The sequence below is a fragment of the Brevundimonas sp. TWP2-3-4b1 genome, from assembly GCF_049897665.1.
Lineage (GTDB): Bacteria > Pseudomonadota > Alphaproteobacteria > Caulobacterales > Caulobacteraceae > Brevundimonas > Brevundimonas subvibrioides_B.
On record NZ_JAFCWQ010000021.1, the window covers coordinates 1 to 23753 of the forward strand.

Sequence of the window (23753 nt, forward strand, 5' to 3'; positions counted from 1 at the left end):
CGTCGTCGCCAAGATCGTCGAGTAGTCAACACGACGGCCCGAATGGGCTGACTGAACGAGGCCCCGGAGCAATCCGGGGCCTTTTTCTTTGCCCTTCTCCCCCTGCGGGAGAAGGTGGCAGCCCTCCGACTTGATCGGGGGGCTGACGGATGAGGGGTCACACCGGCGGCTGGAGTGGGCTGATCTAGCATTGAGCTCGAACGTCAGCGTGACCCCTCATCCGACCTCACTTCGCTCGGCCACCTTCTCCCGCAAGGGGAGAAGGAAGCAGCGACGGAACGCGCCTTCCTGCCCGGCGTTGGCGAACGAGTGTTTCCTCAAGGAGCCCTCGATGAAAACGATTTGGACCCTGGCCGCCGTGTCGGCCGTGACGATGTTGACCGGCGCCTGCGCCACAACCGACAACTACGCCTCACAGTGCGAACGCGACTATGCGGAGAACCAGAGGTATGCGACCGCCAGCGGCGCGGCTCTGGGCGCTCTGGCCGGGGCGGCCATCGCGGGCGAGCGGGACCGGGAGCGGGGCGCGGCGATCGGGGCGCTGGCGGGCGGTCTGCTCGCCAACCAGTTGTCGGAGCGGGACGATCCCTGCGGCTATGGCTTCGGCGGCTATAATCGCGACGGTCGCTATGGCTATGATCGCGTGCCGAGGCGCGGGAGCTACGGCTACTACTGAGGCCGCCTGGCTGAATGACGAGATTCGGGTTCTGGCAGGCGGCGATCGCCGTGATGGCGCTCGCCCTGGGCGGCTGTGTGGTCACACACCCGGGAGGGGTCGATCAGGTGCGGTTCGCGTCGGACAGGTCGTTCGTCGAGGCGCGGACGGAGGCGGGCGTGGTGCGCGGCGTCGAGGGGGCGGGGGTCCGGGCCTTCCTTGGCGTGCCCTATGCCAAGGCGCCGGTCGGCAATCTGCGCTGGCGAGCACCGCGACCGCTGGAGCCGTGGCACCGCGTCAGGGATGCGACGCGGCTGGGGTCCGACTGCGTTCAGGCCCTGGGGAGGAAGGCCATCCTCGGCGGCGGCGGCGGGCTGGTCGTCGGGTCCGAGGACTGTCTGTTCGTGAATGTGTACGGGCCCGTCCCGGATCAGGTTCGGGATGACAATCCTTCAAGGCCGCTGCCGGTGATGGTCTGGCTGCACGGCGGGGCCTTCACGATCGGATCGGGGGCCAACTACGATCCGTCACGGCTGGCGGCCGAACAGGAGCGGATTGTGGTCACGGTCAACTTCCGGCTGGGCGCGCTCGGCTGGCTGGCCCATCCCGGCTTCGATGCCGAGGGCGAAGGCGGCGCCCGGAATCTGGGGGGCAACTGGGGTCTGATGGATCAGCAGGCGGCGCTGCGCTGGGTGCATGAGAACATCGGGGCCTTCAGCGGCGATCCGGGCGACGTGACCCTGTTCGCCGAGAGCTCGGGGGCATGGAGCGCCTGTTATCTGATGGCCTCGCCCGGGTCGGAGGGGCTGTTCCATCGGGTCATCCTGCAGAGCGGACCGTGCCTGGAGCCACAGTCGCTGAACGCCGCCAAGGATCAGGCCCCGGGCGGGCCGCCGTTCGCGGATGCCCTTGGCTGTCCGGAGCAGGAACAGGTGGCCTGCCTGAGAGCGCTGCCCGCCTGGCGGCTCGCGCGGGCGCCCTCGTTGCGAGCCGGGATCAACGGGCCGGGCTCGTGGGGTCCGGTGCATACGGACGCGACCGTGCCGATCAGTCCGCCTGACGCCTTCGCCAGTGGCCGGTTCACCCAGGTCCCGGTGATCGTGGGCACGAACACGGACGAAGGCCGGCTGTTCGCCGTCGAGGTCAAGGACATGGACCGCTATCAGAAGGAGACGGTCTGGCTGTACGGCGCCGACGGGGAGCGGGCGCTGGAGCGGTACCCGGTGGGTGCGGACGGTCCCGCGATCGCCATCGCTCAAAGCTTCACCGACAGCCGGTTCTCGTGCCCGGCGGAGGCCTTGAGGCGGCTGCTGGCCCGGCATGTCCCGGTGCATGGCTATGAGTTCGCCGATGCCGAGGCGCCGTTCCTGCTGCCCGACTGGATCAGCGGCCTCGACATGGGAGCCTATCACGCCTCGGAACTGGCCTATGTGTTCGGGACGAGCTGGCTGTTCGCCGACACGGGCCGGTGGACATCGGAGCAGCGGGCCTTGTCGGACAGGATGATGCGGCTGTGGGCCGGGTTCGGGCACGATCCGGCCTTCGAGCAGGACTGGCCGCGCGTCAACGACGGCGGTGGACCGATCGTGGTCTTCCATCCCGAAGGCGATCGCGTCGACGCCAGCTTCCACGACCGGCATCACTGCGGCTTCTGGGGCGGGACGGCGCTGGGCGCGGTCGAGCCTAGCTGAAGATCACCTCGACGCCTGGCTTGATCGCGGCGGCCAGTTGTTCGGCGCTCCAGTTGGTCAGGCGGACGCAGCCGCTGGAGGCGGTCTTGGCGATCTGCGACGGCTCGGGCGTGCCGTGGATGCCATAGGTGTCGCGCGACAGTTCGATCCAGACCGAGCCGACCGGATTGTTGGGACCGGCCGGGACCACCAGCTTGCGGTCGCCCCGGTCATAGCTGACCCGCTCCGGGTCGTAGGTGTAGTCCGGCTCGTTGGCGACGCCGACGACAGTGAGCCGCCCGGACGGAGCGGGCCTGGCGCCGGAGCCGATGGTGGCGGGGTAGAAGGCCAGCAGGGTTCCGTCGGCGCCATAGGCCCGCAGAGCGCTGTCGTCCTTGTCGACCACGATGCGGGTGACGGCGGCCAGGGGTTGGTCCGGGACGGCGGGGACCACGAGGATCGCGCCCACCTGCTCGAAATTGGCGTCCGGGTTGAGGGCCGACAGCAGGGCCTCTGTGACGTGGAACTTCTCGGCGAGACCCTCGAAGGCGCTGGCGTAGTTCAGGGCGGGCAAGGCCGCCTGGTCCTCCAGAGACGTGGGCACGGGACGGAACGGCCCGGCGACGTCGGCGGCAGTGATGGCGTAGCGCGTCATGACGGGCGCGGAGTCCTGCGTCAGTCTGGCGAAGACCTGGGCGTCCAGCTCGCCGTCGGAGGGCAGGCCGTTGGCCTGCTCGAAGGCGGCGATGGCCTGGCGCGTGTTCTCGCCGCCGAGGCCGTCAATGGCGCCGGGCGAGAAGTGGGCGCGGTCTAGGAGGATCTGGGCGCGGATGACCTCAGGGCGAGGCGGGGTGGACGTAGCGGGGCCGGACGGGTCGGCGCCGGGCGCGGTGGCTTGCGGAGACGGCGTCGCGGGGGCGGCGGGAACCGAAGACGACGCCTGCCAGACGGCCGTTTCGATGGTCTGGGCGGAAAGGGGACCGGTCGTGCCGCCAGCCGTAGGCGCGGTCGGCGCTGCTGGGGCCTGGCTCTCCGGCTCGGGCGCACCGCAGGCGGCCAGGGACACGGAGGCGAGGAGGGCGACGGCGAAGGAGTGGCGGATCATGAATCAACTCTCGGGCGGACTGGAGTTAGCCAACCCGCAGGCCTGTTTACCGTTCCGCACAACCGGCGGGGGCGGGGGCTTGCGTGCAACCTCGAACCAAGGCCTACGTTCGGTTCGGGACGTTAGGATTTTGGTAACTATATGCGACGCGCACTTCGGATCGGCCTGTTCATCGGCACCCTGATCGGTGTCTCCGCGTGCGCGACCGTCGAGGGCGGCCAGTCGGGCGCCTATGGGTCGATCGAGGCCGGCCGAACCCGCTGATCTCTCCGCTCAAGGAAATCGTGGCGAAACCGGTCCAATTCGGCTAGGCTGGAACAGCGGACGCCGACTGTCGCGCCGCGCCGGTTCTCCCCCCCCTAGATGTTACTTATCGCCATTGTCGTCGTTCTGCTCCTTGTGGTGCTCAACGGCCTGTTCGCCATGACCGAGCTGGCGGTCGTCTCATCCCGCCGATCCAAGCTGCAAAGCCGCGCCGAACGCGGGGACCGGGGCGCCCGGGCCGCGCTGAAGCTGTCCGAAAATCCAACCCATTTCCTGTCGGCGGTCCAGGTCGGCATCACCCTGATCGGCATTCTGGCCGGCGCCTTCGGTCAGGCGGCGATCGCGGGCGAGCTGAACCTGATTCTGGAAACGAGCTTTCCGGCGCTGGCGGCCTATACCGAGATCTTCTCCACCCTGCTGGTGGTCATCTGCATCACCTATGTCTCGCTGATCGTCGGCGAGCTGGTGCCCAAGCGGCTGGCGCTGATCTTCCCCGAGACGATCGCGGCCAAGATGGCCGCGCCGATCTCGACCGTGGCCATCGTCTTGCATCCGTTCGTGGTGCTGCTGACCGCCTCGACCTCGGGCATTCTCAAGATCATGGGGGTCAAGGATCGAGACGGCTCCGACGTCACCCAGGAAGAGGTTGAGACCATGATCGCCGAGGGCACCTCGGCCGGTCTGATCGAGCCTGAAGAACAGACGATGATCGAGGAGATCCTGACGCTGGGCGATCGCCCGATCCGCGTGGCCATGACGCCGCGTCATGAGGTGTTCTGGGTCGCCCTTGACGACACCGAAAAGGAGCTGCGCGAGGAGGTTCGCAAATGCCCCTATTCCCGCATCGTCGTGGCGCGCGAGAACGACGTCGATAATCCGTTGGGCGTTGTCCACAAGAAGGACCTGCTGGACAGCCTTCTGACCAACGGCGAGTTCAACATCGAGAAGCACGTCCAGACCCCGGCCTTCATCCCGCAATCGACCTCGGTGCTGAAGGCGCTGGAGATCATGAAGTCGTCCAAGGTCCACATGGCCTTCCTGGTCGACGAGTACGGCGCCTTCGAGGGCGTGGTGACGGCGACGGACCTGCTGGAGATGATCGCAGGCGACTTCGACGAAGGTCACGATGACCAGGAGGCCTGGATCCGCCAGCGCGAGGACGGAACCTGGCTGGTGGACGGCCAGACCGACCTGGAGGAGCTGGCCGACGTGCTGGGCGAGGATTTCGGCGACCAGGACGGCTTCCACACCGTGGCCGGCCTTGTGCTGCATCATCTCTCGCGCGTGCCGGACGAGGGCGAGACGCTTCAACTCGGCCGGTTCGAGGTCGAGGTCATCGACATGGACGACCGCCGCATCGACAAGCTGATGTTCAAACAGCTCGTGAAGCGGGAAGACGAGGCCGACGCGGTCGCCGCCCACCTGGATCACTGAAGAATCAATCTTCCCCCATCGGGGGAGGGGAACCACGGAGTGGTGGAGGGGGCAGACCTCACACAGCGAGTTCGCGGCTGGCCCGCCCCGTCTCTTTGCTCCGCTTCGAGCCACCGCCCCCAATGGGGGCGGATTAGCCTTGAAATGCCCCGCCGCGTCAGGCATAGCCCCCGGTCTGGCGAGCAGACGCGCCGTTGGGTTCTCCCACGGCGCGCTTCTGTATTGTCTAGGAGCTTAGCTCAGCTGGTAGAGCACCGGTCTCCAAAACCGGGGGTCGTGGGTTCGAATCCCCCAGCTCCTGCCACTTCCCCCTGTTCCCGCAGACTGGGCATCCCCATCTGCGGGGACAGGATCAAGCGTTTACGAAGAGACTCCGAGAGCCCATGGCCAAGTCCAAGTTTCCCGGCGGACGCCGCACCGGCAACCCTGCCGCCGGCGCCAAGCCGCAGATGGCCGGCGCTTCGGCCTCCGCCTCGACGGTCACCGTCGATGCGCCCGTGGCCAAGCCGCGCACCTCGCCGGCCCAGTTCGCCAGCCAGGTCCGCGCCGAAGCCCGAAAGATCGTGTGGCCGAGCCGTAAGGAGACCTGGATCACCTCGGTGATGGTCTTCATCATGGTGATCATCGCGGCGGCATTCTTCTGGATCGTGGACACGGGCCTCGGCTTCGCCTCGCGCTACATCCTCGCCCTCGGCCAATAAAGAAAAAGAAGGAGACGCGCCCATGACGGATGCAGCGCCCGAAACCAAGCCGGCCTCGAACCCGCGCCACAAGTGGTACATCGTCCACGCCTATTCGAACTTCGAGAAGAAGGTCGCCCAGCACATCCGCGACCAGGCCAAGCAGCGCGGCCTGGTGGAGTGTTTCTCCGAAATTCTGGTGCCGACCGAGGATGTCGTCGAGATCCGCCGGGGCCGCAAGGTCAACTCCGAGCGCAAATTCTTCCCCGGCTATGTGCTGGTGAAGATGGAATTGACCGACGACGCCTATCACCTGGTCAAGGACACGCCGAAGGTCACGGGCTTCCTGGGCGCCGCGGGCGGCACCAAGCCCCTGCCGGTCTCGGAACGTGAGGTCCAGGCCATCATCGGCCAGGTGGAGGAGGGCGTCGAACGTCCCAAGCCCACGATCCGTTTCGATATCGGCGAGACCGTCAAGGTCATCGACGGCCCGTTTGCCAGCTTCGACGGCCAGGTGGAGAGCGTCGACGAGGACGCCGCCCGCCTGCGCGTCGCCGTGTCTATCTTCGGCCGCCCGACGCCGGTGGATCTGGAATACAGCCAGGTCGAGAAGAACGCGGCTTAAGCCGTCACCTCCCTATCCGCGAAGGCGGATGGGGAGGACAGATCGCGAAGCGATCAGGAGGGGGCGACTCGGTAATGCCGAGTGGCCCCTTTTTCAATTCTCTGCTTCGAGACCCGGTCGCCCCCTCCTGGTCGACGAAGACGTCGACCTGTCCTCCCCATCGCCTCGGCGATAGGGAGGTGACTCCTGCCACCGCCTCTGCTACACGCGCGCTTCCTTCGCCCAAGGGCAATGGATAAATCCGTGGGAGGCAGCCATGCCCGACCACGGCTCACCGGCCCCGATTAGCTTCGGGGTCATTCACAGGAGAGACCAATGGCCAAGAAGATTCTGGGCTATATCAAGCTGCAGGTGCCGGCCGGTTCGGCCACGCCTTCCCCCCCGATCGGGCCCGCTCTGGGTCAACGCGGCGTAAACATCATGGGCTTCGTCAAGGAGTTCAACGCGCGCACCGAGAAGGAAGTCAAAGGCACCCCCCTGCCGACCGTGATCACGGTCTATCAGGACAAGTCGTTCACCTTCGTCACCAAGACCCCGCCGGCCACCCACTACATCAAGCAGGCCGTGGGCATCACCTCGGGCTCCAAGCTGACGGGCCGCGAGACGGTCGGTTCGATCACCCGCACCCAGCTGCGCGAGATCGCCGAGAAGAAGATGAAGGACCTCAACGCCAACGATCTGGATGCCGCCGCGCGCATCATCGAAGGTTCCGCCAAGGCCATCGGCCTCAACATCGTGGAGCGCTGAACATGAGCAACCAAGCCAAGCGCATCAAGGCGTGGACCGTCGACCGTGAAGCCCTGATGCCGTTCTCGGACGCCATCAAGACCGTCAAGGAACACGCCACCGCCAAGTTCGACGAGTCGATCGAGATCGCCGTCAACCTGGGCGTCGATCCCCGTCACGCCGACCAGCAGGTCCGTGGCGTCGTGAACCTGCCGTCCGGCACGGGCCGCGACGTTCGCGTGGCCGTCTTCGCCAAGGACGCCAAGGCCGATGAGGCCCGCGCCGCTGGAGCCGAACACGTCGGCGCCGAGGATCTGTACGAGAAGATCAACGGCGGCTTCATGGACTTCGACCGCGTCATCGCGTCGCCGGACATGATGGCCCTGGTCGGCCGTCTGGGTAAGGTGCTGGGCCCCCGCGGCCTGATGCCCAACCCCAAGGTCGGCACCGTGACCCCGAACGTCGCCCAGGCCGTCAAGGACGCCAAGGGCGGCGCGGTCGAGTTCCGCGTCGAGAAGGCCGGTATCGCCCACGGCGGCATCGGCAAGGCCTCCTTCACCCAGGAAGCCCTCGAAGCCAACGTGAAGGCCTATGTGGACGCGCTGAACCGCGCCAAGCCGGCCGGCGCCAAGGGCACCTACGTCAAGCGGATCACCCTGTCCTCGACCATGGGTCCGGGCGTGAAGATCGATCCGGCCTCGCTGACGGCCTGATCAGAGACTATCGGAACACGGGCGACGATCTTCGGATCGTCGCCCGTTGCCTTTTCGAGCGGGGTTCGCTAAGAGCGCCGCTTCCCGGGATGGGTTCTGCCTTTCCCGGTCCTGTCCGAGAACTTCGGGGTCTGGGGGTCACCCAAGCCATAAATGTCAGAGAGCCCTCTGACGCCGTGGGGAGATAGCGACGCAGACGACGAACGGTCGGCCCGGTTTCCGGGACGAAACCCCGTCAGAGCATCCTTTCGGACATCGCTACCGGCCTGAACGCAATGCGGCGACGCATTGGGCTTTGGCCTCTCGCCGTCGGGAATAAGCCCGGCGTCGAACCTCAAGACTGGAGACCGCAATGGACCGCGCACAAAAGGCCGAGTCGATCGAAACGCTGAAGGGCGTTTTCACCGACGCCGGCGCCGTGGTCGTGACCCACAACCTGGGTCTGACCGTTGCGGAAATGGAAGACCTGCGGGGCCGTCTGCGCACCGCGGGCGGAGCGTTCAAGGTGGTCAAGAATCGCCTGGCGCTGAAGGCTCTCGACGCCGCTGAAGGTTCCGAACACCATGCCCTGTTCAAGGGTCCGGTGGGCATCGCCTTCGCACCCGACGCCGTGACCGCCGCCAAGGTCACCGCCGAATACGCCAAGGGCAACGACAAGTTCGTCGTCCTGGGCGGCTTCATGGGTGACAAGATTCTGGACGCGAAGGGCGTGGAGATCCTCTCCAAACTGCCGTCGCTGGATCAGATCCGCGCATCGTTCCTCGGCCTGCTCAACACGCCTGCGACCCGTATCGCCGGCGTCGTTCAGGCGCCGGCCGCCCAGCTGGCCCGCGTGTTCAACGCGTACGCCACCAAGGACGCCGCGTAAGCCCCAGGCTTACGGAACAAGCCGCTTCCATCTCTGCAAATCTCTACTGAACCCAATCCTCCGAAGGAAAATTGACCATGACCGACCTGTCCAAGATCGTCGAAGACCTGTCCAAGCTGACCGTCCTCGAAGCCGCCGAACTGTCCAAGCTGCTGGAAGAAAAGTGGGGCGTTTCCGCCGCTGCTCCGGTCGCCATGGCCGCCGCTGGTGGCGCCGCCGCTGCTCCGGCTGAAGCCGCCGAAGAGCAGACCGAATTCACCGTCATGCTGCTGGACGGCGGCGACAAGAAGATCAACGTGATCAAGGAAGTCCGTGGCGTGCGTTCGGACCTGGGTCTGAAGGAAGCCAAGGACCTGGTCGAAGGCGCTCCGCTGCCCGTCGTCGAGAACGTCTCCAAGCAAGTCGCCGACGAAGTCGCCAAGAAGCTGACGGAAGCCGGCGCCAAGGTGCAGATCAAGTAAGAAGACCGTCGCGACCTTCGGGTCGAGAGGATCTTTGGAAGGCCCGGCGGGAAACCGCCGGGCCTTTTCTGCGTTCCGGCACTACCAGCGTCAGACCTGGTTCATTCTCATTGATCCACGGAGCCGACCGCCATGAACATTCTGATGGTGCTGACCTCGCACGACCAGCTCGGCGACACCGGCAAGAAGACCGGCTTCTGGCTCGAGGAGTTCGCGGCGCCCTACTATGCGCTGAAGGACGCCGGAGCAGAGATCGTGCTGGCCTCGCCCAAGGGCGGTCAGCCGCCGCTGGATCCCAAGAGCGACGAACCCGACGCCCAGAGCGAGGACACTCACCGGTTTAAGGCTGATCCGGCCGCGCAGGCGGCGTTGGCGAGCACGGTTGAACTGTCGTCGGTGAAGGCCGAGGATTTCGATGCCGTCTTCTATCCGGGCGGGCACGGGCCGCTGTGGGATCTGGCCAATGACAGGGACTCCATCGCCCTGATCGAGTCCTTCGCCAAGGCTGACAAGCCGACCGGATTCGTCTGCCACGCGCCGGGCGCGCTGAAGTCCGTTAACGGGCCGGACGGCAAGCCGCTGGTCGATGGGCGCCGGGTGACCGGCTTTACCAACACCGAGGAAGAGGCTGTGGGCCTGACCGGGATTGTTCCGTTCCTCGTCGAAAACGTCCTGATCGCCAACGGCGGCGACTACTCCAAAGGGCCGGACTGGGGCTCCTATGTGGTGGTCGACGGCAAGCTGGTGACCGGACAGAACCCCGGCTCGTCGCGGGAAGCCGCCGAGGCCATGCTGGGCCTGCTGAAGGCATCGTAGACCCGATCCCTCCCCATCGGCTCCTGCGGATGGGGAGGGAAAGTCAGGTCAGCGCCCCCGCGCCGTCATGATCTCGCCGATGCGGTCGCGCGTGCCCTCGATCCGCTCCAGACGCGGGTAGCGCAGGCCGCCCGTGTAGGCGAGGTCGAGGGTGCGGATGCGCTGGCCGTTCTTCAGGATCAGGCGAATGGGGGCCTCGCTGGTCTTGGCGGCGGTGACGGCCTCGCGCAGGACCTCGGGCGTGGCGACGCGGTCGCCGACGGCGATCAGGTCCCAGCCGGCGCCGATGCCGGCCTCGAACGCCGGCCCGCCCCACTGGATGGCGGAGATACGCTGGGTCGGGCCCGCCAGGCTGAAGCCCAGAGAATAGCGGAAGTCCGAGCCCCAGCTGGAGGACATGGCCTTCTCGTCGGCGTTGGGCTCCTCGACATAGGTCAGGCGATAGCCGCCCCGCTCCTGACCCTCCAGCGGCGCGCGGGCATCGGGGCCGGCGGCGTCCAGACGGGTGCGCAGGAAGGTCGCCCAGTCATGGGGCTGGACCGCGTTCAGGGCGGCGACCACGTCGGCGAAGGTGTAGCCGCGCGGGGTCCACGACCCATCCGTGCCCTCGGGCGAGAAGAAGGTGCGGGCGAAGTCGTCGAGCGACTTGCGGTCTCGGCTGAGCTCGCGGATCAGGGTGTCGGCGTCCAGCCAGATCAGGGCGGCTTCGTCATAGTAGTCGCCGGTGCCGCGCATCCATGACGGCCACTGGCCGGGGATGCGATAGCCCAGCAGGTTGTGGTTGTTGGTGTCCTGCAGGTTCCGCCATTCGCGGCCCGGCTGGTTCTCGTAGAAGGCGGCGCGGTCGGCCAGGCCGATCAGGGCCTGGGCCCTTGTATGCAGGCCGGAGCGGGCCGACAGGACGTCGCCCCAGTATTCGGTCTGGCCCTCATAGACCCACAACAGGCTGTTCTCGGTCGGGACGTTGTAGTTGGCGGTCAGCTCGTCGGCGGGCCGCATGAACTTGCCGTTCCAGGAGTGGGTGTATTCGTGCGGCAGCAGGGCGCGGTTGCCTGCCGACTTGCCCCAGCTGGTGAAATAGTCGGGCGAGGCTGTGTTCTCGGACGAGCGATGATGCTCCAGGCCGATACCGCCCAGCTGATCGGTCAGGGCCAGCAGGAACTCATAGCGATCATAGTGGCGCGAGCCGTAGAGGCGGTCGGCCTGGGTCACCATGTCGGTATAGATCTGGATCTGTTCGTCGGTGGGGGCGAGGTTGGCGGCGGTGTCGGCGACGATGTTCAGGTGGACGTCCTCGCCGTCGGCGTCGATGTCGATGCGGCGATAGTGCTGACCCGCGAACATCGGGCTGTCGACCAGGGTGTAGAGATCGACGGGGGCGAAGGTGGCGACGCCATTCTCGAACGAGGTGGTTTCCAGGGCCACGCCATAGTTCCAGCCCTCGGGCAGCTTGATACTGGGGGCGAAGGTGATGCCGGTCGAGCGGTAGCCGGCCGGGTAGAGCAGGGCCTTCTCCCACTCCATGTTGACGATCGACGGGGTCATGACCACGCGCCAGTTGGCGTTGTCGGCCTGGGTCAGCCACTGGAACTCGGTGACGATCTCGGTCGCGCCCTCGGGCACGTCGATGTGGAAGGCGTAGGGATCGACGGCGTCGCGGCGCCATTCGACGCGCTGGCCATTGGCGGTGATGGTCAGGCCGGCGAACAGCTGGATCGGACCGGAGTCGGCATGGTTGCCCGGCAGGTATTTCGGATAGAGCAGGGTCAGGCTGCGGCTGGCGACCGGGATCGTCTGACGCACGGAGATGACGCGGTGGTCCAGGTCGGTGGCGTCGACCTCGTAGCGGATGACGCCGGGATAGGTTTCCTGCGTGGGGGCCGGGATCTGGGGGCTGTCGGGGAAGCCGCCGATGTCGGGGGTGGTCGGACCCGCCGTCTGGGCCGCTCCGGGCGAGGCGCTCGCGATCAGAAGGGCGGCGAGGCAGGCGGAGACGGCGAGACGCGACATGGGCTGATCCGGGACTGACGGCGGGGAAGCCGCAGATCACGCCGGGGGCGATCTCAGGTCAAGGGTTGCCCGTCCTTATGCTTCTCTGTGAAGCAGAGAGCCGTCGCCGTAGGAATAGAAGCGATAGCCGTCGGCCACGGCGTGGGCGTAGGCGGCCTTCATGGTCTCGAGGCCCGCAAAGGCGCTCACCAGCATGAACAGGGTCGACTTCGGCAGGTGGAAATTGGTCATCAGGACGTCGGCGGCGCGGAAGCGGTAGCCGGGGGTGATGAAGATGGCCGTGTCGCCGTGGAAGGGCCGGATCACGCCCTCCGGCGTCGTCGCGGATTCGAGCAGACGCAGCGAGGTGGTGCCGACGCAGACGATGCGGCCGCCGGCGGCATGGACGGCGTTGAGGGCGTCGGCGGTCTCCGCCGGGACCGTGCCCCATTCGGAGTGCATTTTGTGGTCGGCGGTGTCGTCCGCCTTCACGGGCAAGAAGGTGCCGGCCCCGACGTGCAGGGTGACGGCGTGGGTCGTGACGCCCTTCGCGCGGATGGCGTCGAGCAGGGCGGGGGTGAAATGCAGGCCCGCCGTGGGGGCAGCGACGGAGCCGTCGTGCGCGGCAAAGACGGTCTGGTAGTCCGAACGGTCGCGGTCGTCCTCGGGCCGTTTGGCGGCGATATAGGGCGGCAGGGGCATGACGCCGACGTCGCGGATGGCGTCGTCCAGAGCGGGGCCGGAGAGGTCGAATTTGAGGGCGACGAGGCCGTCTTCCTGCTTGCCGGTGACCGTGGCGTCGAGACGACCGAGGGCGCAGGCGGCGTCGCCGTGAGCCCCGAACCGCACCCGGTCGCCGGGCTTGATCCGCTTGCCCGGCTTCATGAAGGCGGACCAGGCGTCGGGGGCGTCGCGGTGGTGCAGGTTGGCCTCGACCTCGACGGTCAGGGTCTCGCCTTCCGGGCCCCCGATCACAGGGTTGGGGCGCTGGCGCACGCCGGAGAGGCGGGCGGAAATGACGCGGGTGTCGTTGAAGACCAGGGCGTCGCCGGGACGCAGGAAGTCGGGCAGGTCGGAGACGAGGTGGTCGGCGAGGGCGCCGTCCTTCACCACCAGCAGGCGGGCGGAATCGCGCGGTTCGGCGGGCCGCAGGGCGATGCGGTCCTCGGGCAGGTCGAAGTCGAAGTCGGCGGTTTTCATGGTCGGCGCGAATGGCCACGGGGGCGAGGCGGGGTCAAGTGCGGGGGCGACCTTGTGTCCGGGCGACCCGAGCCGTTGGCCCGGTCATACTGTGACGATGAAAATCCGGATTCTGCTCGCCGCCTCCGTCCTGGCCCTGTCCGTCGCCGCCTGCGACACGTCCGCCCTGCAGGACCTTCAGGACACGGCCGCCAAGGCCGAGGCGACACTCGAGACCGTCAACACCCGCACCGCCCAGGTGCAACAGGCCATCGACAATCCCGGCGGCGCCCTGCTGGCGGCCGTCGGGGCGACCTTCTCGAAGACGGCGACCGATCAGCCGGGCGTCTATGTGCTGACGGACCTGCAGACCGGGTGTCAGTTCCTGGGCACCTATGGGCCCGACGGGACCACGGTCAGCTCCATCGCGCCGCGTGTGGAAGCCGCGCCGGGCGGCGGCACGCAGCAGCGCTGCGTCGCCATTCCGGGCGTCGCACGGCCGGATGCCGCCGAGGCTGAAGCCGAGGGCTGACAGACGGGCGCTTGCTGCCAGAGCCTGATCGTTTGAGACGGAAGCGCTTCGCGCTTCTGTCGAAAGCGTTAATCAGGCTCTCGCTGATATCTGGAGCAGGAGGCACGGCATCAGCGGAATCGCGAAGCGATTCCTCCTCAGCCGATCCTGCTCTAGGCTGGATCCGATTGGGGACCTCGCCTTGGCCGTGACTCTGGACTGGAAGACCGGCTTCGAGATCGAGCTCTTGGCGCCGCCCGGCCTGTCGCGGCGCGATCTGGCGCAGGCCGTGGCCACACGGGTCGGCGGAACGGTCGAGCGCTTCTTCCATCCGCAGTCGGAGCCCAGCGCCGTCGAGGGACGTCCGGTGTTCGAGAACCTGACGCCGGGGTTCCGGGTGCGGGACGGACGGGGCGTCTGGGTCGCGTCCTTCGTCGACGACCTGACCCTGCAGCGCGATCTAGACCGGGAACGGGCGCCGCTGGCCGGGTGGCGGCGGATCGTGGCGGACGACGGGCGGCTGTTGCGGCTGGTCGAGCGGCACTGCGATCCGGAGGCGCAGGGCGACGAGACACTGAAACCGCTGGCCGCCCTGTTCGGCACAGAGGCCCAGCGGCATGAGGCCGGGATGGTGCGGGTGGTCGACGAGCGCGGCCGGTCGGTCGCCATCGACGCGCCCCTGCCCGGCGAGCGGGAGCGTCCCTGCGAGATCGTGACCGCGCCGATCGAGAGGGATCATGAGTCGACGCTGGAGGGATTTCTGGCCGATGCGCGCCGGTTGGGGTTCACCGTTCCGGCCGAGGGCGCGACCCATGTCCATTTCGACGGCGGGCCGCTGTGTTCGGCGTCGGCGATGGCCGGGCTGGTCGAGGTCTGGACCCGTCACGGCGAGGCGCTCAAGCGGCTGGTCGGAGTCAATCCAAGCTGCGTGCGGCTGGGCGACTGGCCGGCGGCGCTGGCCCGGTTGACCGGGAGCGAGGCGTTCCGGGCCATGGACTGGGCGCAGGCGAAGGCGGCTTTGGGCGGGGTGGGGTTGAGCAAATACTGCGACCTGAACCTGACCAACCTTCTGACCGGGCGGCCGGAGAAACACACGGTCGAGGTGCGGGTGCTGCCCGCGCAGCTGGAGACCGCATCGCTGATGGCGGCCGCGGGACTGTTCGAGGGCGTGCTGGGCTGGTGTCGGGACCGCGACCCGGGCGAGGCGACGCCGGAAACCCTGGTCGATTTGCTGATCCGGTCGCTGATCGACGAACACGCCAGAGTGCATTGGCTGGGCAGGCTTCGTCAGGAAGCGACACCTATCGGCGTGATGCGAAACCCGTATAGTCAGGGCTGATATTTTCGGGGACCGACCATGACCAATACCCATCGCGCCCGCTGCCTGTCCGCTGCTCTCCTGATGTCGAGCGCCGTCGCCCTGGTGGTGTTCGGACAACCGGCGCAGGCCATGCCCCAGCAGCGCGAGTACGACGCCTTCTTCTCGTCGCGCTACAACTATTGTGACGCCAGGCTGGTGGGCGCCCTCTACGGCCAGGACGCTGTCGGCGGCAAGGTCATCATCGGCCAGAAGATTCTCAACGGCATCGGCACGAACGTGCCGGTCGTGCTGCGGGAAAGCCGCAACGACGGCAATATCTGCGAATGGGAAGACACGGGCCTGTCCTATTCGGACGCCCAGGTGCTGGCGCGCACCTGGGGCTTCTCGGATCCCTATGAGGCCAAGCTGAAGGCCGCCGACCTGTTCACCAACGGCCGCGAGCAACAGGTCCGGAACGGGTTGGGATACTGATCGCTTCGACGGCCGGGTTCGACCCGTCATCCATTGTTGATCAGGATTCTACCAGTTTGCGGATTTGTACCCGGTGCGCGATAGGTGGCCCTCGGCGATCCGAGTGGTTGAATGTCTGTCCCCATCGATGCGACCGAAGAAAACCGCGAGGCGCTGCGCCTCGACGCCGTAAAGCGCTACGACATTCTCGATACACCGCCGGACGGCTCGTTCGATCGTCTGGCCGCCATCGCAGCCCGCAGGTTCAAGACGCCGATCGCAATTATCAGCATCGTCGACACCGACCGCATCTGGTTCAAATCGCACCACGGGCTGGACGTCACCGAGATCGATCGCCTGCCCGGCCTTTGTTCGTCTGCAATCATGTCCACTGCGACCTATGCGTTGACCGACGCCTCGCTGGATCCCCGGTCACTCGCCAATCCATTGGTCGCGGGTGACTTCGGACTGCGCTTCTATGCCGCCGCGCCGCTGACCACCCATGACGGCTTCAATCTCGGGACCCTGTGCGTGCTCGATTTCGAGCCTCGAGAACTCGACGAGGCGGCCATGGCCGACCTGACCGACCTGGCCTCGGTCGTCATGGATCAGATGGAGCTCAGACGCGCGTCGCGGCATGCGGCCGCGCATGCTGATCTGATGTCGCGCGAGATTGACCATCGCGTGGCCAACAGCCTGCAGTTCGTCTCGTCGCTTCTGACAATGCAAAGCCGGGGCGCAGGATTGATGGACGGCTCGGCTCAGTTACTGATCGCCGCCAACCGGGTCGCGACCGTGGCCCAGATTCATCGCAATTTCTATGCCGGGGCAGGCCCGGACATTGACGCTCTGGCCTTCCTGCGCCGACTCTGCGCCGATCTGTCAAACGCTCTGGACCGCCCTATCAACGTCGAGGGCGCAGAAGCGCCCTTGCCCTCGGCGGCGGTGCAATCGCTCGGACTGATCGCCAATGAACTGATTACGAACGCGGCCAAATATGGCGAGGGCGACATCGCAATCGAGTATCGCTGCGTCGATGGCGTGTACGACCTCTGCGTATCGAACGACGGGCCGCCGTTGCCGGAAACATTTGATCCGCGCACCAGCACAGGCCTCGGGATGAAGGTGGTCGTCAGTCTGACGTCGCAACTCGGCGGCACGCTTGCCTGCGGGCAGAAGGACGCGGGCAATGGCGCCCGTTTCAAGCTGACCTTCCCGTGACCCTGACGGGGCTCGCGCATGGGGGAAGCAGGACGTTGACCCCAGGCCTCTGACCCTGCAAACCCCGCCCCATGCTGCAGAACCTTGAAAACCTCGCCCGCGAAGCCAGGTCCTGGCCCTTCGAACAGGCCCGCGCCCTGCTGGACCACGTGCTGAAGAAGCGGCTGTCGGCTGCGGATCGTGTCGCGGCGAAACTGCTGATCGACGCCGGCAAGGCGGACGAGGCCGTGGCCACATTCGAGGCGCTGCAACGGCCCGTGGTGCTGGAAACCGGGTATGGTCCGTCGGGCCTTCCCCACATGGGGACGTTCGGCGAGGTGGCGCGCACGACGATGGTGCGCAACGCCTTTCGGGCGCTGACCGGGGATCACTGGGCGACGCGGCTGATCGCGTTTTCGGACGACATGGATGGGCTTCGGAAAGTCCCCGAGGGGGTGCCGAATCCGGAGATGCTGCGCGAGGACCTGCATCTGTCGCTGACGCGGGCGCGAGATCCGTTCGGGACGCACGACAGTTTCGGCGCCCACAACAATGCGCGGCTGCGGGCGTTCCTCGACGGGTTCGGCTTCGACTACGAGTTCATGTCCTCGACCGAGACCTACAGGTCGGGGCGGTTCGACGAGACCCTGCTCAGGCTGCTGGAGCGGTTCGACGCGGTTCAGGCCATCATGCTGCCGACACTGGGCCCGGAGAGAGCTGCGACCTATTCGCCCTTCCTCCCGGTCAGCCCGATCACCGGCCATGTGTTGCAGGTGCCGACGCTGGAGCGGAACGTCGAAAAAGGGACCATCGTCTTCGACGACCCGGCGGGCGGGCGCACCGAGCTGCCGGTCACCGGCGGCCATGTGAAGCTGCAGTGGAAGCCGGACTGGGCCATGCGCTGGACCGCGCTGGACGTCGACTACGAGATGTCGGGCAAGGACCTGATCGAGAGCGTGCGCGAGTCGTCCAAGGTCTGTCGGGCGCTGGGCGGGGTTCCGCCGGAGGGGTTCAACTACGAGCTCTTCCTCGACGTCGAGGGCAAGAAGATTTCCAAGTCCAAGGGCAACGGCCTGACCATGGACCAGTGGCTGCGCTACGGCACGCCCGAGAGCCTGTCGTGGTACATGTTCCAGTCGCCGAAATCAGCCAAGTCGTTGCATTTCAACGTGATTCCCCGCGCGATCGACGACTATCTGGGCGCCATCGACCTCTATGGGACGCAGGAGCCGGCCAAGCAGATCGACAACGCCGTGTGGGCGATCCATGCGGGCGCGCCGCCGAAGGTCGCCTCGCCGGTGTCGTTCGCCCTGCTGCTGAACCTGGTGGGCGTGGCCAATGCGTCGTCCAAGGCGCAGCTGTGGGCCTATTTCGCCAAATATCTGCCCGCCGCGACGCCCGAGAATGAGCCGGTGCTGGACGGGCTGATGGACCGGGCGCTCAACTACTACGAGGACTTCGTGAAGCCGACGAAGTGGTACCGGCTGCCCGACGACAGGGAAAAGGCGGCGCTGCTGGACCTGGCCGGGCGGCTGAAGGGCCTGCCCGCCGACACGACCGACGGCGAGCTGATCCAGGGCGAGGTCTATGCCGTGGGCAAGGCGCACGCGTTCGAACCCCTGCGCGGCTGGTTCGGTGCGCTGTATGAGGTGCTTCTGGGCGCATCGCAGGGGCCGCGCTTCGGCTCGTTCGCGGCGATCTACGGCCTACCGCAGACGGTCCGGCTGATCGAGGCCGGGGCCAACGGGGAACTGGCGGGATAGGTCCTCCCCCTTGGGGAGGATTGGATGAACCGAAAATAACGGTGAAGCTCCGGGAGCCTTCATGTGGGGTCAGGCATTCTGCTTCCATCGACCAACCTCGATAAATGGAGAGAGCCATGTCGAAGATCCTCAATACCGGCCTGATGGCCGCCGCTGCCCTGGCCGCGCTCGTTTCGGCTGCCCCCATGGCCGCCCAGGCCCAGCAGTCCAACGGCGTGACCAGCTGTGACGCCCCCGGCGGTCGCCAACAGGTCGGCGCCGTGATCGGCGGCGTCCTCGGGGCCCTGGCCGGCAGCCGTATTTCCAGCAACGAGCGGACCCTCGGGGCCGTGGCCGGCGCCGGCGCCGGCGCCGCGGCCGGTTCCTACATCGGCTGCAACCAGCAACGCGCCCGCGCCAACAGCCAGGGCAGCTCCAGCGGCGCACAGTACCGCGCCTCGTCCAACCTGCGCATCCGCTCGGGTCCGGGCACCAGCTATCGCCAGGCCGGCTCCCTGTCGGCGGGCCAGCCCTTCACGGCCGTCGGGTCGCAGGGTGAGTGGGTGCAGATCGCCGGTGGCGGCTGGGTGAACGCGAACTACGTCCAGCCTTACTGAGGGCTGACGCGCCAACAGCGTGAATGAAGTCAGGGCCGTCCCGAAAGGGGCGGCCCTTTCTTTCGTCATCCTCCGGCAAGGCGCGCAGCGCCGCAGGCGATCTGCCCAGGGCAAACCGTGCCCGCGACGGGGTCACGCTCGCGCACGCGTCCGGGTCCGGGTCCGCCGGTCGCCCGGCGGCGGAGGATGACGAAAGAGGCGTAGCCTACTGGCTGACCCAGAGGATGCGGGCGATCCAGTCGATCTCCTTGCGTGGGATGACGCGGGGTTCGTAGGCAGGGTTGATGGAGGCCAGGGTGACCGACCTGGCCGTCAGCGAGGTGACCTCCTTGGCCATCGTCTCGCCTGTCGCGGTGCGCACCACGACCCGGTCGCCCTTGCGGACATCGGTTCGATCCCGGTCGACCAGAACCCGGTCGCCCTGGCGATAAAGCGGGGCCATGGAGTCGCCGGAGATCTGCAGGCTGAACACGGACGGGCGGGGCAGGGGCAGGTCGGTCTGGTCCCACCCTTCGCCGGTCGGCAGGCCCGCATCGTCGAAGAAGCCGTCCGCCCCTGCCTGGGCCAGGCCGAGCAGGGGAATGGTCGGCGCGCGCCGATCATCGCCCTCGGCGAGTTCGGCGAACTCCGCCAGCGACATCCCGACGACGTCCAGAACCTTGGTCAGGCTCTCGGTCGAAGGCCAGCGAGGGCGGCTCGGCTGGCCCGGTCCGAAGCGTTTGGAGGGGTTGAAGGAGGTCGCGTCCAGGCCCGCGCGCCGGGCGAGGGCGGAGACGGAGATGCCCGCGCGTTGCGCGAGCATGTCGAGCGTGGCCCAGAGCCGGGCATGGGAAAGGGGCATGGGGTCCGCCGTATGATTCGGCGGACAGGATAGCTAGGAATATCGACCTATTCCAGCCCTCTATTCCAGCCCCGCCGCGCGGCGCTCCTGCCAGGCCCAGAAGGTGCCCAGCCCGATGGCGATGAGGATGCCGTAACCGGCCAGATTCACGATCGTGTAGAAGGACATGATCCCTGTGCGCATGTCGAACAGGATCACCAGGTGGCTCATGACGATGATGAGTTGCAGCGAGGCCGCCCAGATCGGCCAGTTGCGATGGAACTTCCATGCGAGCCCTCCAAGAACGAGCAGCATGACGACATCCAAGGCGAACATTCCCGGCTGCCAGTCGGATTGCAAGCCCTGGTTGTCCTGGAGAAGCAGCCCGGCCATCCAGCCCAGCAGATAGGCGCCCATGGCCAGTCGTTCAGGCTCGTCGCCCTTGGTGAAGGCGAAGATGCCGACCAGCACCATCGGCAGCAGGCCGATCTGCGAATACAGGGTGTCTAACATTGAATCGCCCCCGCGTCGAAGGACGCGGGGGCGATCATGCTTCAAGTCTGGCTAGGCGAAAACCGGAGTCCTCGACATTAACCCGAATTCACGCGACGCGGACGGGCCGGATGGTGCGCAGCTGTTGCTCGACCAGCGGCGGAGGCGGCGGTACGCCTTGGCCCCAGTCGTCGCTGTCCGGCTTGTCCATCGGGCCGACCGCATAGACGCCATAGCCCATGCGACGGTGATCCTTGGCGAGTTCGGCGTGGCAGGCCACGACGGCGTCGCGAGCAGCGGACAGGGCGGCGATGGCCTCGATGGCCTTGGCTTGCGACACGGCACCGGCGACCGGCGACGCCTTGAGCAGGGTCCGGGCGCCGATCATGGACTGAACGAGCGTGGTGGCCGAGGTGATCGCGGCGTCAACCGCGCATTCCGTAGCGTAGAGATCTCCAGCAATGCTGGCGACGACTTCAGTCCGATCCATGTTAGCCCCTTCCAAAAAGTTACAATATTAAAGGTAGCGTTAACACGCTTGGGGCGAGATTGGTAGGAGTTCCTTAACCATCTGTGAGGGTGGTTGCGATCAGGCGCCTCAAGCCGAAGATCATGCCGGGACCTGTGCGCGTCGGATCGGCAGGGCTTCTCAATTATGAGTCGTGTTCGTCCACCGAGAAGTGCGCTGTCAGGCTGGCGATCGGCTGGGCCGGGTCTTCCTGCCAGGCCTCGGCCAGAACATGGGCCACGCGGCGGCCGGCGCGGGAGATGCGGGCGCGGGCATGGACATCCCTGGGTTTTCCCGACCGGAGATAGGCGGTCGTCACCGTGATCGGCCGGGGCAGGCGCAGTCGCGGCCAGACCAGGGCGACCTGGGCCACTGCGGTCAGTTCCAGCAGGGCCGCTGTAGACCCCCCGTGCAGGGCGGGAAGCATCGGATTGCCGACCAGATGATCCGCGAACGGCATGGTCACGGTCAGGACGTCGCCGTCCTGCGCGCTGCGCAGGCCCAGGAACCGGGCGTAGGGGATGGTGTCGAGCAGCAGGGTCATGCGCGCTCCTCCCGGGGCTTGAGATTGGCGCCGGCGCCGCGTCCCCCGTCGGAGGAGATGACATAGGTGGCCTGGGCCGCCGCCACCGGGTCGGCGGGATCATCCTCGAACGCCCAGGCCCGGACGAAGCCGATGGTGCGGGTGGCGCGATAGCAGCGCGCCTCGGACAGCAGGTCGACGCGGGGCCGGGCGGGCCGCATGTAGTCGATGCGCAAGTCCAGGGTCGCAATGGGCTCGTAGCGCCCCAGTTTGGTCCAGACGGCGAGGCCGCCGACGTGGTCGAGCATGGCGGTGACCAGGCCGCCGGCGAACACATCGGTCTGCGGATCCCCGACAAGATCGGGCCGCCACGGCGTCCGCAGCCGCACCCGGTCTCCGTTCACGCCCTCGTAGACGAAGCCCAGGGCGTGGGTGTGGGCGGCGCCCGAGGCCAGCTGCGGCATCAGGGTGGTCAGGAACGTATCGCTCATGAGATCGTCCTTATCGGGCGGGCGCCTATTCGCAAGTCCCGACGCAGCCCCATATCCCGAGCATGATCCGTCCCGAAGACCTGTTGAGGCCCACACTGGCCGGCCTGTATTGCCCGCCGGGGGATTTCTACATCGATCCGGTCCGTCCGGTGGACAGGGCGGTGGTGACTCATGGCCACTCCGACCACGCACGGTCGGGGCACGGCGCGGTGCTGGCGACGGACCAGACCCTCGCCATCATGGCGGAACGCTACGGCGAGGATTTCACCGGTCGACGTCAGGCCGTGGCCTATGGCGAGACGGCCTCGCACAGCGGCGTCGAGTTGAAGCTGGTCCCGGCGGGCCATGTGCTGGGCTCGGCCCAGGCGGTGGTGACGTATCAGGGTCTGACCATGGTGGTGTCGGGCGACTACAAGCGCCGTCGCGATCCGACCTGCGCGCCGTTCGAGCCGGTCCCGTGCCATGTCTTCATCTCCGAGGCGACCTTCGGCCTGCCGGTCTTCACCCATCCGCCCGATGCCGAGGAGGTCGGGCGGCTGGTGCAGTCGCTGGGCCAGTTTCCGGACCGGGCGCATCTGGTCGGGGCCTACGCGCTGGGCAAGGCGCAGCGGGTCATCAGACTACTGCGTGAGGCGGGGTGGGAGCGGCCCATCTATGTCCACGGCGCGCTGGAGCGGCTGAACCGGCTGTACGAACGCGAAGGCGTCGACCTGGGGCCGATCCTGCCGGCGACCGGGCTCAAGGCGGGGGCGCTGGGCGGGGAGGTGGCCATCGCCCCGCCGTCGGCCATCCAGGATCGCTGGTCGCGCCGGTTCGCCGATCCGGTGACGGCCTTCGCCTCGGGCTGGATGCTGGTCAAGGCGCGGGCGCGGCAGCGGGGCGTGGAACTGCCGCTGGTCATCAGTGACCACGCCGACTGGCCCGAACTGATCCAGACCTTCGAGGAGGTGAAACCCGAGGAACTCTGGATCACCCACGGCCGCGAGGAAGGCCTGCTGCGCTGGGCCGAGATCAACGGGATGAAGGCGCGGGCGCTGCGGCTGGTGGGCTATGACGAGGAAGACGAGGAGGCGGCGCCGACCAACTGACGGATTGGGTTCTCAGCGTCGCGAGGTCGCGATAGGGTCACCGCATGGCCAGGCTGGACTCCGAACAGGTCGTGCAGACGCTGGAGCGGTTGAAGGCGCGCATCGGCGCGCGTTTTCCGGGCTCGGGCCTGGAGGGTGTGGCCGCCGGGCTGGTGGTCGAGGCGCGGCGGACGGCGGACGGCGGATCAGGCCGAGGCCATCGCCCGTCCCTTCCATGTGACGCGGATCTTCACCGGCCTTGTGATTCTGGCGATCGCCGCGACGGCGCTGGAGTTGTGGTGGCTGGGCGGCGGACCGGGGCTGGACTGGCTGGCGGGAGTGGCGCCGCGGGGACTGCAGCGTGTGGCCTTCGATCCGCTGGGTCTGGCGGCGGGCCTGGAGGCTCTGGTCAACCTAGCCATCCTGGGGTCGCTGGCCCTGTGGTTCCTGATCAACTCCGAGGCGCGGGCCAAGCGCAAGCGGACGCTTCAAGCGCTGCACGGGTTGCGCTCGCTGGCTCATGTCATCGACATGCACCAACTGACCAAGGATCCGACCATCATCCTGTCGGCAGGGACAACCACGGCGGCCTCGCCGACCCGGTCGATGGACGAGTTCCAGCTGACCCGGTACCTCGACTATTGCGCCGAGATGCTGGCCGCCCTGATCGGCAAGCTGGCGGCGCTTTACGCCGCGCGGACGCAGGACCCGCAAGTCGTCGCGGCGGTCAACGACGTCGAGGGCCTATGCACCGACCTGGGCCGCAAGATCTGGCAAAAAATCACCATCCTCAGCGCGCTCGACGAGCGTGCGGTGGGGCGGTGAT

27 protein-coding genes and 1 tRNA gene are annotated in these 23753 nt (G+C 67.1%); 20 read left to right on the forward strand and 8 right to left on the reverse strand.

Features of this window, described 5'->3' with window-relative positions; all coding sequences use genetic code 11:
• Nucleotides 1–331 precede the first annotated feature (331 nt).
• Nucleotides 332–676, forward strand: coding sequence for a glycine zipper 2TM domain-containing protein (locus ACP7A5_RS14265; RefSeq protein WP_426042536.1), 345 nt, complete (start codon nucleotides 332–334; stop codon nucleotides 674–676).
• Between the two features lie 14 nt (nucleotides 677–690).
• Nucleotides 691–2346, forward strand: coding sequence for a carboxylesterase/lipase family protein (locus ACP7A5_RS14270; RefSeq protein WP_426042537.1), 1656 nt, complete (start codon nucleotides 691–693; stop codon nucleotides 2344–2346).
• Here ACP7A5_RS14270 and ACP7A5_RS14275 read toward each other — a convergent pair.
• Nucleotides 2339–3430: a L,D-transpeptidase family protein gene (locus ACP7A5_RS14275; protein WP_426042538.1), complete on the reverse strand. Its 1092-nt coding sequence runs from the start codon at nucleotides 3428–3430 to the stop codon at nucleotides 2339–2341. The two genes, ACP7A5_RS14270 and ACP7A5_RS14275, sit on opposite strands and share 8 nt — an antisense overlap.
• Nucleotides 3431–3571: 141 nt before the next feature.
• Here ACP7A5_RS14275 and ACP7A5_RS14280 point away from each other — a divergent pair, with 141 nt between their 5' ends.
• From ACP7A5_RS14280 to ACP7A5_RS14325, 10 genes are all read left to right on the forward strand, one after another.
• Nucleotides 3572–3694 carry a hypothetical protein gene (locus ACP7A5_RS14280; protein WP_271083693.1) on the forward strand — a complete coding sequence of 41 codons (123 nt, stop codon included), beginning with the start codon at nucleotides 3572–3574 and terminating at the stop codon, nucleotides 3692–3694.
• Nucleotides 3695–3793: 99 nt separating this feature from the next.
• The gene (locus ACP7A5_RS14285; RefSeq protein ID WP_426042539.1) at nucleotides 3794–5128 is read left to right on the forward strand and encodes a hemolysin family protein; all 1335 of its coding nucleotides are present in this window, start codon (nucleotides 3794–3796) and stop codon (nucleotides 5126–5128) included.
• 228 nt (nucleotides 5129–5356) lie between these two features.
• Nucleotides 5357–5432: transfer RNA gene (locus tag ACP7A5_RS14290), tRNA-Trp, on the forward strand.
• Between the two features lie 79 nt (nucleotides 5433–5511).
• Entirely contained in the window at nucleotides 5512–5829 is a 318-nt protein-coding gene (secE, locus tag ACP7A5_RS14295; protein ID WP_426042540.1) for a preprotein translocase subunit SecE, read from the forward strand.
• Nucleotides 5830–5851: 22 nt separating this feature from the next.
• Nucleotides 5852–6433 (forward strand): transcription termination/antitermination protein NusG, encoded by a 582-nt coding sequence (nusG, locus tag ACP7A5_RS14300; RefSeq protein WP_425989468.1) that lies wholly within the window; start codon nucleotides 5852–5854, stop codon nucleotides 6431–6433.
• A 315-nt stretch (nucleotides 6434–6748) separates the two neighbouring features.
• Nucleotides 6749–7180, forward strand: coding sequence for a 50S ribosomal protein L11 (gene rplK, locus ACP7A5_RS14305; RefSeq protein ID WP_298163331.1), 432 nt, complete (start codon nucleotides 6749–6751; stop codon nucleotides 7178–7180).
• Between the two features lie 2 nt (nucleotides 7181–7182).
• A complete protein-coding gene (gene rplA, locus ACP7A5_RS14310; RefSeq protein ID WP_426042541.1) occupies nucleotides 7183–7872 on the forward strand; it encodes a 50S ribosomal protein L1 in 690 nt (229 codons plus the stop codon).
• A gap of 352 nt (nucleotides 7873–8224) precedes the next feature.
• On the forward strand, nucleotides 8225–8740 hold the full coding sequence (gene rplJ, locus ACP7A5_RS14315; RefSeq protein ID WP_426042542.1) for a 50S ribosomal protein L10: 516 nt from the start codon (nucleotides 8225–8227) through the stop codon (nucleotides 8738–8740).
• Nucleotides 8741–8817: 77 nt separating this feature from the next.
• Nucleotides 8818–9201 (forward strand): 50S ribosomal protein L7/L12, encoded by a 384-nt coding sequence (rplL, locus tag ACP7A5_RS14320; RefSeq protein ID WP_426042543.1) that lies wholly within the window; start codon nucleotides 8818–8820, stop codon nucleotides 9199–9201.
• Nucleotides 9202–9333: 132 nt separating this feature from the next.
• Nucleotides 9334–10017 carry a type 1 glutamine amidotransferase domain-containing protein gene (locus tag ACP7A5_RS14325; protein ID WP_426042544.1) on the forward strand — a complete coding sequence of 228 codons (684 nt, stop codon included), beginning with the start codon at nucleotides 9334–9336 and terminating at the stop codon, nucleotides 10015–10017.
• A 48-nt stretch (nucleotides 10018–10065) separates the two neighbouring features.
• On the opposite strand, the gene ACP7A5_RS14330 is transcribed toward ACP7A5_RS14325, so the two are convergent.
• Both ACP7A5_RS14330 and queA read right to left on the reverse strand, forming a co-directional pair.
• The gene (locus tag ACP7A5_RS14330) at nucleotides 10066–12027 is read right to left on the reverse strand and encodes a M61 family metallopeptidase (protein ID WP_426042545.1); all 1962 of its coding nucleotides are present in this window, start codon (nucleotides 12025–12027) and stop codon (nucleotides 10066–10068) included.
• A gap of 75 nt (nucleotides 12028–12102) precedes the next feature.
• A complete protein-coding gene (gene queA / locus ACP7A5_RS14335; protein ID WP_426042546.1) occupies nucleotides 12103–13206 on the reverse strand; it encodes a tRNA preQ1(34) S-adenosylmethionine ribosyltransferase-isomerase QueA in 1104 nt (367 codons plus the stop codon).
• Nucleotides 13207–13303: 97 nt separating this feature from the next.
• Between queA and ACP7A5_RS14340 the strand changes: the two genes are divergently transcribed.
• From ACP7A5_RS14340 to ACP7A5_RS14365, 6 genes are all read left to right on the forward strand, one after another.
• The gene (locus tag ACP7A5_RS14340; RefSeq protein WP_426042547.1) at nucleotides 13304–13717 is read left to right on the forward strand and encodes a hypothetical protein; all 414 of its coding nucleotides are present in this window, start codon (nucleotides 13304–13306) and stop codon (nucleotides 13715–13717) included.
• A 187-nt stretch (nucleotides 13718–13904) separates the two neighbouring features.
• Nucleotides 13905–15035, forward strand: coding sequence for an amidoligase family protein (locus ACP7A5_RS14345; protein ID WP_426042587.1), 1131 nt, complete (start codon nucleotides 13905–13907; stop codon nucleotides 15033–15035).
• Nucleotides 15036–15053: 18 nt separating this feature from the next.
• Nucleotides 15054–15488, forward strand: a complete 435-nt coding sequence (locus tag ACP7A5_RS14350) for a hypothetical protein (RefSeq protein WP_426042548.1) — start codon at nucleotides 15054–15056, stop codon at nucleotides 15486–15488.
• Between the two features lie 111 nt (nucleotides 15489–15599).
• Complete coding sequence (locus ACP7A5_RS14355) at nucleotides 15600–16688, forward strand: sensor histidine kinase (RefSeq protein ID WP_426042549.1); 1089 nt, start codon at nucleotides 15600–15602, stop codon at nucleotides 16686–16688.
• 71 nt (nucleotides 16689–16759) lie between these two features.
• Complete coding sequence (locus ACP7A5_RS14360) at nucleotides 16760–18430, forward strand: lysine--tRNA ligase (protein WP_426042550.1); 1671 nt, start codon at nucleotides 16760–16762, stop codon at nucleotides 18428–18430.
• A gap of 116 nt (nucleotides 18431–18546) precedes the next feature.
• Nucleotides 18547–19026 (forward strand): SH3 domain-containing protein, encoded by a 480-nt coding sequence (locus ACP7A5_RS14365; RefSeq protein ID WP_426042551.1) that lies wholly within the window; start codon nucleotides 18547–18549, stop codon nucleotides 19024–19026.
• Nucleotides 19027–19231: 205 nt separating this feature from the next.
• On the opposite strand, the gene ACP7A5_RS14370 is transcribed toward ACP7A5_RS14365, so the two are convergent.
• From ACP7A5_RS14370 to ACP7A5_RS14390, 5 genes are all read right to left on the reverse strand, one after another.
• Nucleotides 19232–19867 carry a S24 family peptidase gene (locus tag ACP7A5_RS14370; RefSeq protein ID WP_426042552.1) on the reverse strand — a complete coding sequence of 212 codons (636 nt, stop codon included), beginning with the start codon at nucleotides 19865–19867 and terminating at the stop codon, nucleotides 19232–19234.
• Nucleotides 19868–19927: 60 nt separating this feature from the next.
• Nucleotides 19928–20359, reverse strand: a complete 432-nt coding sequence (locus tag ACP7A5_RS14375; protein WP_426042553.1) for a hypothetical protein — start codon at nucleotides 20357–20359, stop codon at nucleotides 19928–19930.
• Nucleotides 20360–20447: 88 nt separating this feature from the next.
• The gene (locus ACP7A5_RS14380) at nucleotides 20448–20828 is read right to left on the reverse strand and encodes a hypothetical protein (RefSeq protein ID WP_426042554.1); all 381 of its coding nucleotides are present in this window, start codon (nucleotides 20826–20828) and stop codon (nucleotides 20448–20450) included.
• Nucleotides 20829–20991: 163 nt separating this feature from the next.
• The gene (locus ACP7A5_RS14385; RefSeq protein ID WP_426042555.1) at nucleotides 20992–21390 is read right to left on the reverse strand and encodes a PaaI family thioesterase; all 399 of its coding nucleotides are present in this window, start codon (nucleotides 21388–21390) and stop codon (nucleotides 20992–20994) included.
• Entirely contained in the window at nucleotides 21387–21860 is a 474-nt protein-coding gene (locus ACP7A5_RS14390) for a PaaI family thioesterase (protein WP_426042556.1), read from the reverse strand. Before ACP7A5_RS14390 ends, ACP7A5_RS14385 begins: the two co-directional genes overlap by 4 nt.
• Before the next feature lie 62 nt (nucleotides 21861–21922).
• Here ACP7A5_RS14390 and ACP7A5_RS14395 point away from each other — a divergent pair, with 62 nt between their 5' ends.
• Both ACP7A5_RS14395 and ACP7A5_RS14400 read left to right on the forward strand, forming a co-directional pair.
• On the forward strand, nucleotides 21923–22948 hold the full coding sequence (locus ACP7A5_RS14395; RefSeq protein WP_426042557.1) for a ligase-associated DNA damage response exonuclease: 1026 nt from the start codon (nucleotides 21923–21925) through the stop codon (nucleotides 22946–22948).
• 135 nt (nucleotides 22949–23083) lie between these two features.
• Entirely contained in the window at nucleotides 23084–23752 is a 669-nt protein-coding gene (locus ACP7A5_RS14400; protein WP_426042558.1) for a hypothetical protein, read from the forward strand.
• Nucleotide 23753 lies beyond the last annotated feature (1 nt).